Raw genomic sequence first — 8,276 nt, 5'->3', positions numbered from 1 at the left:
TAGCCTTCGTTCCTCTATCGCTGATCCCCGAGGAGTCGCCCAGTCTCCACTCCAATCAACTATTTACATAGTAGACGTTTTAACAAAAGTCATCCTCAACTTTTGGTGATGAACCATCCCTATTCTAGTTTATGATAATCATTCCACTTTTACAAAAATATACATTTATTCTAATCTGTCAATTAACAATATTTTTTAAGATTTATGTAAGGATTACGTAAAAAGAATGTAATTTCAAAAATCTATGCTAATATATAGGAGTTTAAAAATAAAACGATCAATACTATATAGGCGAGGTGTAGGTTTTTTATGTATTTTGGGATTATTCCGCTTATCCTATTTTTTATTTTTTTGTATTCTTACTTGAAAGATCCCAGAAAGATAGTAAATGGCTTTTTATTTAATATTTTTTTCTGTTCATTTCTTTTATTTTGTACGATTGTTTCTTTAGCATCTGAAAACAATACTATAAAGCTTTTAGTTATTATTCCTTTAATAGCACTTTTCTTTATGATACCTTTTGGAATTGTAGCTTTAATGTTCGGCCTATTTCTTAATGCAAGAATTTTAATGAAAAGAGAAGGAAGACGCTTAGCAAATTCCTTAACATTAATTGTAGCTATTATTATTTTATTATTTATTGTCATGCCTATTATTAGTCCATCCAGTTTGTTATCTAATATATTTCAGCCTGTTTTTGGAGGAATATCGCTTATTGCTTGTTATTTCTTGATTCATTTATCCAACTTTCTATCTGCATATTTTCTCTATCAGTTTAATAAACCAAAGTATAACCAAGATTTTATCATCGTGCTAGGCAGTGGTTTAATTAACGATAAAGTACCACCACTTCTTGCAAGTAGAATTAATAAAGCTATTGATTTTTATCAGAAACAATCAGCGGTTAACGCACCACCAACAATTATTTTCTCTGGAGGACAAGGTCCCGATGAAAATCTGCCTGAAGCGGAAGCGATGCAAAAATACGCTGTTGAAAAAGGCATTCCTCTTGAGCATACTGTGCAAGAAAATCGTTCTGTAAACACCTATCAAAATATGTTATTTTCGAAACGGATTATGGATACGTTAAAACCAGATGGTAAATACAACAGCATCTTTACAACGAATAATTTCCACCTTTTCCGTTCTGGTCTATACGCTAGACAAGCTGGCTTGAATAGCCAAGGTATCGGCTCAAAAACAGCATTTTATTATTGGCCCAACGCAATGGTTCGTGAATATGTTGCAATTATTGTAATGGGGCGGAAAAGACATATGAAAATTGTTGGGACAATTCTTGGAATTTCTCTACTCCTTTCTTTATTTGGCTTATTATTCTTATAGTTAAATAAAAAAATGATCAATAAAGGGTACTGAATTGTAATTTCTAGTACCCTTTTATTTGTCGTTGACAGTAGATGTTTTCCTCCTGTAGCCATAAATAGGACATGTAACAATACTTTCGTACATAACACCTATTTTAATGCGAAGACCAAGCTTCATTTCGATAATTTAAACTGCTTCGACAAATTGGATAGACAAAATGAGTTGTTTTCATTTAACTGTCAGCATATTTATAAATAAATTTCTCATAAAACAGACATTGAAAAGTTGCATAGTGGTGTTTAACTAGATTATTGAGGGAGTGACAGTGAATGCACTTACAAAAAAAATCGTCTTGGTTTCTTGCATTATTAACTCTAGTAGCGGTTATTTCAGTGTTTTCTTTGTTGGATTCACCAAAACAATCAAAAGAGGCTATTACCTTGACAGAAGAAGCTGATCAAAAAGCTGCAATACAGACTGTTTCGAAGGAAGTATCTTCTTCTAGCCCTTTATTTGAAGAAACTCGCCTACAAGTTAGTAACGAAAGAAATCAACTTCGCCAAAAGTTAACGCAAAAAATAACGTCAGGTGAGTATTTTGTTGACGAACAAAATACTGCGTCTATGGAAATCGATACTCTCCATAAGGAAGAATCTACAGAGGCAATACTTGAGATGCAAATCAAATCATTAGGCTTTCCCGATGCTTTAGTACGAATAGAAGGAGAAAACATTTCCGTAACTGTGGTGGCAAATAAATTATCAAAATCTCGAGCAAATGGAATTATTTATCTGGTAAAAAAAGAATGCGAGGATGCCAATGTGCAAGTAAAATTCGGTGCAAATAATTATTAAAAAATGGAAAAAGGGGGTCTTCATTTTATTTACGAAAAACTGCGCCACGAAGGGATCTTTTTTAGTGGAAATACCGTTCAAAGACGCTACAGCCCCTCTTCAGTAATAACATCGAGCTGTATTTTCTATATATAGCTTGGGATATGACATCATTTGAAGTGGTCTTTTTATAGAGATTACACTTCAACAATTAAAAAATTCCAAAATATCCTTTACTAGTTCTTCTTGATCTTTACCTAATGTCATTAAATGCTTGGATTCTTTATAACCTTTTATCTTTTTTACATTTGAATTGACATTATTATAAATAACATTAGCGCTATGTGAGTACAATTCATCGTCTTGTTCACCATAAAAAATTGCAATTGGAACTGATATTTTATCAAGATTTTGAATGGTAGACTTAATGAATTGTTGAAATACAATTAATGTATCTAAGGGCATTTGATTAAACATATCAATTTCTTGAGAAATTTGAAATGTAGACTTCCCCTCTACTTTTTTGTAATTGTATGCGTAATTTATAATTCTTTTTTTTAGTCGTTCTGGCTCTCTATCGATCGGTACTGATAATACAATTGCTCGCTCTATTTTTTCTATCTCTGCAAGTTTCAATGTAAATATCCCGCCAATAGACAAACCTATAACAGAAATTTTTTGGCATCCCTCGCTAATTAAAAATTGATATGCATTCACAACATCTTGCCACCAGTCATTTACATTATATTGTAGTAACTGTTCTGGAGCACACCCATGTCCTCGGTAAAGTGGTGCATAGCATGTGTAACCTTTTTTATGAATTTCAATAGCAACCTTTTTCATATCTCTAGTATGGCTTGTAAACGAATGTAAAAGTAATACAGCGTGATTATTGCCTTTTAGGTAAATTTCTTTAGCAGGAAGTATCTTTATCATAAAACCAAACCTTTCTACATAAATACTAATTCTCAGTATAAAGATACTTTACCCAAGTAGCCAATTATCTAAAGTACCTGTCTTTTATTTTTAGATTGTGGAAGACCATCACACTAATTTCAATATGGCAATTAGAAAATGGCTAAGACGCTCTTAGTGTTTGGAACTAGCTCATGAAAATCCTATAAGGGGTTTTATATGTCTGTGTATTTCGCTCATTCAGCCAGTTTAAAACCGTACTGGACGTTCACTGTGCGCTTTATTCTCCACAGAATCGCTCAACATTCTTATGCCCCTACAAATAACAAATATAGCTCTTAATATTAAAGTAGCTATAGTAGAAAAAGTAGATGCTTTAACTATTTCTATAAACGATTAATACAACTACAGAGGCATCTTCTTGTTCATTTAGTTCGATAAACGCCTACCGCAAGAGATGCATTACAAGAATATTATTATCAAGTTAATAGCCCTCCTCCCTTACTTTCTCGGACATATCATAGCGATGAAAGGAGAAAAATTTATGTGTATTAATAAAGATAATTGTAATTGTTTATCAACGAGAAAAGAATGTGATAACTTTGGACCATTTGTGGCTAAAAATTTAAATTGTATAAATTCGGAAATAGAGAACAACGAAGAAAACAACGGCGGTTCAATAATTCCCTTTTCCTCCGGAAATACACAAACTGTAGTTGAAAATATACTCGGCAATAATCTTGCTAGTCTTATAGGGTTTGGTACTGCTATAGACCTTGTACCTATTGCAAATAATACAATTAATTTAACTGGACTTTTAAATGAAGCCTTCACCGTCCCACGTGAAGGAAATATTACTGCTATTTCAGCTTCATATACTGCATTAGGGGGACAGGTTGAATCAGGATCTGTAACAATCCGTGCTCAAATTTTTCGTGCCCCTATAGGAAGTAATAGTTTTACAGGTACAAGTGCTAGCGTTGATTTAGCTCCAACAATTACAGAACCTGTACCTTTAGGTCTTTTAGTATTTGCATCCGCTAATATTCCACCAGTACCAGTAGCTCCAGGTGACCAATTATTAATGGTATTTTATATTTCATCGTTACCAGGAGATACTACAGTTGACCTTATTCTTGGTACTGCAAGTGCAGGAATTAATATTGTTTAAAGCTTCAAATTGGATGAAGTGGAAGTTTTACAAATGAACATGCTATCCCCATTCCTATATTAGTAGCTTGGGTGCTGCGATTTCAGATACTATAAACAAGAAATTTAACTTCTTTCAGCAGAAGCTAAGCTACAGTATCTTATTTCATTACAGTGTTTATTTTTAATATATTTCACAGGCTATTCACTATGCAAAATAACTTTTACTTCATAGTAATAGTAATGTAAAGCAATTATCCTCCTTTTGTATAAAGGGTCACTCCAATCCCAAGTGACCTTTTTTATTGTCTTATCCCACAAAAACATTACTGGCTTGATAAATTTTTAATGCCTATTGTTGACTGGATGAATACCCCACTCCTTCTCTACAGCCTACATACTATATATTGTAGAAAGGAGGATTTTTTATGGGATACTATGGAAACGTAGGTAATTTTAATACTTACTCCTGTGGCTGTTATGGTGGCTATAGCCGTGGCAACGGTTCATCATTTACGCTGATTGTTGTTCTATTCATTCTTCTAATTATTATCGGCGCTACTTTCATAAATAATGAAAACTGTTAGCATATCCGTACAAAACTATCAGTCTTTCTCACCTCTTTAAAGGGTCGCTTCCTGCCTAGTGACCCTTTAATCGTTTCTTTCCTCATCTTGTGCAGTTACTTTTTATGATCTATGCATTAACATAGTCGATGTTTATATGACCATTACTGGCGTTCGGCTGTGGAATTCTATTAATCTAGAATCTATTCTGTTCGAGGAGAGTCTTTCTCATACGCGGATATTCAAGGATCGGATCATGGGTAATAATAAATTACTGAATCATGTAATTATTAAAATACATGAAAAAGGACACTTCCTATACTTAGGGAAAGCGTCCTATAATTGAATAATGATCAACTTCTATTATCTGTTAATTAATAACATTGATGAAATGAGCATTGAACTCTTCAGTAAGTTAGATATAGTACTTTACTATCAATAGTCTTAATAGATTTTGCTAGGGTGAATTAAATTTGTTTTTCGAACCTTTTAAGAGCCTCAGACATTCTGTTAATAATCTCTTCAACCTGTTGGCTTGTAATAATTAGCGGTGGAGCAAGAGCAACCGTATTTGTTCCCTTCCAATCAAAGTAACGTAATTGCAGCCCTAAGTCCATGCATATATCAGTATACAGAGCTGCGGCATGTACCGAAGGGTCAAATGGGATGCCGTTTTCAGGATCTTTAATTAGCTCAATACCGGCCAGTAGACCAAGACCTCTTACATTCGTTATATGTTTATGATTGCTTTCGAGATACTTAAGTCCTTTTAATAACTCTTCACCGCGAAGCCTACTATTCTCAACAATTTGATCTCTTTCTAATATCTCAAGTGTCTTCAAGCCAACCGAGCAAGCCATCGGATGTCCACTATATGTGAATCCATGGAACATCATTTCATCTGATTGAATAAATGCTTCTCTTACATGCTCTCTCATAATTACGGCACCCAGGTGGGCGTAGCCACTTGAGATTCCTTTTGCAACACACAGAAGGTCCGGAACAATGTTCCAATTATCAACACCAAAGGTCTTTCCGGTTCTTCCAAACCCACAAATCACCTCATCTGCAATAAGCAAAATGTTGTGTTCGTCACAAAGTTTGCGAACAGCTTGAAGGTATCCGTCAGGAGGGAACCTTACCCCGCCTGCACCTTGGATTGGCTCCAGAATGACAGCGGCTATAGTGTCGGATCCTTCTAATTCAATTATCCCACGAATAGAACGCGAGTAATTTGGATCACTTTTGTCACCAAGTTCTGCATTCAAAACATGCGCTGCAGCTGTAAGGAAGTTCGGAGCATTGGAAGTCGTAAATTTGTTGAATCCCTCGATTCCGGTAGCACTTGTGGCACCTACTGTAACCCCATGGAATGATTGTTCAAGAGAAATAATTTTAGTTTTCTCTGGCTGGCCTTTTACTTTCCAATAAAAACGGGCCAATTTAAATGCTGTATCATTAGATTCCGAGCCTCCCGATGTGAAGAAGCAAACATTCAAATCACCAGGTGCTAATGAGGCCACTTTTTGTGCTAAAAGGATAGCGGGCTCATTGGATTGTCCGCTGAATGAAGAGCTGTAAGAAAGTTTTAACATTTGCTGTTTTGCTGCCTCAGCAAGCTCTTCATTCCCATAGCCAAGGTTAACATTCCAAAGCATAGAAACCCCATCAATACGCTCTTTCCCCTCTATGTCTTTCAGATAAATTCCTTTACCTTCTGTAAAGATTGTTGAAGGCCCTGATAAATAATGAGCTCTCGGTGGTGTAGTTGGATGCAAATAATGTTTTTTATCAAGTTCTGATAATTCCAATTTGCTTAGGTTTTTTCGCTTTGTAACGTATTGCATATTTTATTCCTCCTTTAATAGACAAATATAATAAAGCTTTCCTAAGTTGCGATATCAACAAACCTTTCCAAGAATAGGGATATATAAATAGCCACATTTTTTTATTTCCTTTGGTACACCAATAATTATTTGTCTCTCTCCTTGCTCACGATATTTTCTGAATGGGTATAAAGATTGTTATTTTATTTAACTAATATTCTGCCCTTCTATATCTGTTATGAGTTTCTTGGATTCTTTTGAATACATAGATCGTATCGCTAAATAACAAACACCAATTCCCATCCAGATAAATCCGACCATTTTTCCAGCTGTTGAAAGCCCCCACAAGATATAAAGACAAACCGACATCCCAATTAACGGAATAATCAAATATTTAACGATATTTTTTTGCTTATTTTTTAAATAGTAATGATTAATTACACAAATATTCACGAAAGCAAATCCTAATAATCCACCAAATGCAACTAAGTCGGATACAATTTGCAAATTCAAAGATACTGCACCAATAATTCCGATTATTGACATTAATAAAATATTATTAATCGGTGTTTTATACTTTGGATGGATAAAGCTAAAAAATTTTTGAGGGATGACATTGTCACGTCCCATCCCCAAAAGCAGACGACTTGAAGCTGATTGGCTAGCTAAAGCGCTTGCAATTCCAGATGCGATAATCGTAAGTGTAATATAAGTTTGGAGGAACCCTCCCCCTATCGTCTCTAAAACGTTGAAGAAGGCTGTGTCGGGATTATCAATAGCTAAATAGTTTCCTACAAGAATCACTGCTAAATAAGTGACGGAAACATAAAATACCGTTTGAATGACACAGGTAAACATAATGGCCAAACCAATTTTATTTCCCTCTACGTTCGTCTCTTCAGCCAAGGTTGTAATAGCATCAAAACCTAAGTAAGCGACAATAACTATAGCTGCCCCGCCAATAACTGCTCCTATGGAAAATGTATCACCATCATAAATTGCCTTATAGTTTATGAACGATAAATCACCCGTTATAATAAAGTGACTTGCGCTGAAAACGAAGGCAATCACCGCGATAATCATGAAGAGCACTAAAACTGAATTCAACTTAGTTGCTATATCAATTCCAATTATATTTACAATCGTGATTGGGATAGCGAAGATAAGAACCCAACCCCAAACCGGGATGCTTGGTACAAGGGCGTTTGCAAAACTTGCACTGATCAAAAAAGTTAGCATGGGTATCAACAAATAATCAAGGAGCATTCCCCATCCAGCTATAAATCCTATTTTAGGGTGTAACGCTTGATGGGCGTAGGTATAGGTTGAGCCCGCAACTGGGTAAGCTTCAACCATTTTACCGAAACTGTACGCCGTAAATAACATTGCAACAAAACCAAGAACATATGAGAGGACAGAATGGCCCTGAGATACCAATGTGATAATTCCAAACATTGACATCGCTGCAACTGGTGCCATAAAGCCAAGACCAAAAATAACTAAATCTCGCATCTTTAAACTTCTTTTTAGACTTTGCCCATCTGATAAAATTTGAATGTTCTCTATTGATTTTTGTGTTTCTATAATCCCTACCCCCATTGGCATTATTATAATTTTGTTATTTATACAAAGCGTTACCCTCCATACCAATTCAAAACTTT

The 8,276-nt window shown here is 35.0% G+C and carries 7 protein-coding genes; 4 read left to right on the top strand and 3 right to left on the bottom strand.

Going from position 1 to position 8,276, the window contains the following annotated elements; all coding sequences use genetic code 11:
- The first annotated feature begins 309 nt into the window (after positions 1–309).
- Both ACIPKN_RS02805 and ACIPKN_RS02800 read left to right on the top strand, forming a co-directional pair.
- Positions 310–1,344 (top strand): YdcF family protein, encoded by a 1,035-nt coding sequence (locus ACIPKN_RS02805; RefSeq protein WP_400933156.1) that lies wholly within the window; start codon positions 310–312, stop codon positions 1,342–1,344.
- A gap of 311 nt (positions 1,345–1,655) precedes the next feature.
- Complete coding sequence (locus ACIPKN_RS02800; RefSeq protein ID WP_400933153.1) at positions 1,656–2,180, top strand: SpoIIIAH-like family protein; 525 nt, start codon at positions 1,656–1,658, stop codon at positions 2,178–2,180.
- Between the two features lie 183 nt (positions 2,181–2,363).
- On the opposite strand, the gene ACIPKN_RS02795 is transcribed toward ACIPKN_RS02800, so the two are convergent.
- Positions 2,364–3,095, bottom strand: coding sequence for an alpha/beta hydrolase (locus ACIPKN_RS02795; RefSeq protein WP_400933151.1), 732 nt, complete (start codon positions 3,093–3,095; stop codon positions 2,364–2,366).
- A 523-nt stretch (positions 3,096–3,618) separates the two neighbouring features.
- On the opposite strand from ACIPKN_RS02795, the gene ACIPKN_RS02790 reads away from it, so the two are divergent.
- Both ACIPKN_RS02790 and ACIPKN_RS02785 read left to right on the top strand, forming a co-directional pair.
- Positions 3,619–4,245, top strand: a complete 627-nt coding sequence (locus tag ACIPKN_RS02790; RefSeq protein ID WP_400933149.1) for an exosporium glycoprotein BclB-related protein — start codon at positions 3,619–3,621, stop codon at positions 4,243–4,245.
- A gap of 406 nt (positions 4,246–4,651) precedes the next feature.
- Positions 4,652–4,810 carry a YjcZ family sporulation protein gene (locus ACIPKN_RS02785; RefSeq protein ID WP_400933146.1) on the top strand — a complete coding sequence of 53 codons (159 nt, stop codon included), beginning with the start codon at positions 4,652–4,654 and terminating at the stop codon, positions 4,808–4,810.
- Between the two features lie 446 nt (positions 4,811–5,256).
- Here the strand turns inward: ACIPKN_RS02785 and ACIPKN_RS02780 are convergent, their stop codons facing one another.
- Positions 5,257–6,636, bottom strand: coding sequence for an aminotransferase family protein (locus ACIPKN_RS02780; RefSeq protein ID WP_400933144.1), 1,380 nt, complete (start codon positions 6,634–6,636; stop codon positions 5,257–5,259).
- Between the two features lie 186 nt (positions 6,637–6,822).
- Positions 6,823–8,220 (bottom strand): APC family permease, encoded by a 1,398-nt coding sequence (locus ACIPKN_RS02775; RefSeq protein ID WP_400933142.1) that lies wholly within the window; start codon positions 8,218–8,220, stop codon positions 6,823–6,825.
- Between the last annotated feature and the right edge of the window lie 56 nt (positions 8,221–8,276).

It is taken from the genome of Lysinibacillus sp. NPDC086135 (assembly GCF_044746345.1).
GTDB lineage: Bacteria > Bacillota > Bacilli > Bacillales_A > Planococcaceae > Lysinibacillus.
Note: the sequence above shows the minus strand (reverse complement) of the source record. Positions and strands in the feature narration are given on the sequence as shown.

Coding starts and splice junctions, on each gene's coding strand:
- ACIPKN_RS02805 (WP_400933156.1), top strand. CDS start 310: ATGTATTTTGGGATTATTCCGCTTATCCTATTTTTTATTTTTTTGTAT.
- ACIPKN_RS02800 (WP_400933153.1), top strand. CDS start 1,656: ATGCACTTACAAAAAAAATCGTCTTGGTTTCTTGCATTATTAACTCTA.
- ACIPKN_RS02795 (WP_400933151.1), bottom strand. CDS start 3,095: ATGATAAAGATACTTCCTGCTAAAGAAATTTACCTAAAAGGCAATAAT.
- ACIPKN_RS02790 (WP_400933149.1), top strand. CDS start 3,619: ATGTGTATTAATAAAGATAATTGTAATTGTTTATCAACGAGAAAAGAA.
- ACIPKN_RS02785 (WP_400933146.1), top strand. CDS start 4,652: ATGGGATACTATGGAAACGTAGGTAATTTTAATACTTACTCCTGTGGC.
- ACIPKN_RS02780 (WP_400933144.1), bottom strand. CDS start 6,636: ATGCAATACGTTACAAAGCGAAAAAACCTAAGCAAATTGGAATTATCA.
- ACIPKN_RS02775 (WP_400933142.1), bottom strand. CDS start 8,220: ATGCCAATGGGGGTAGGGATTATAGAAACACAAAAATCAATAGAGAAC.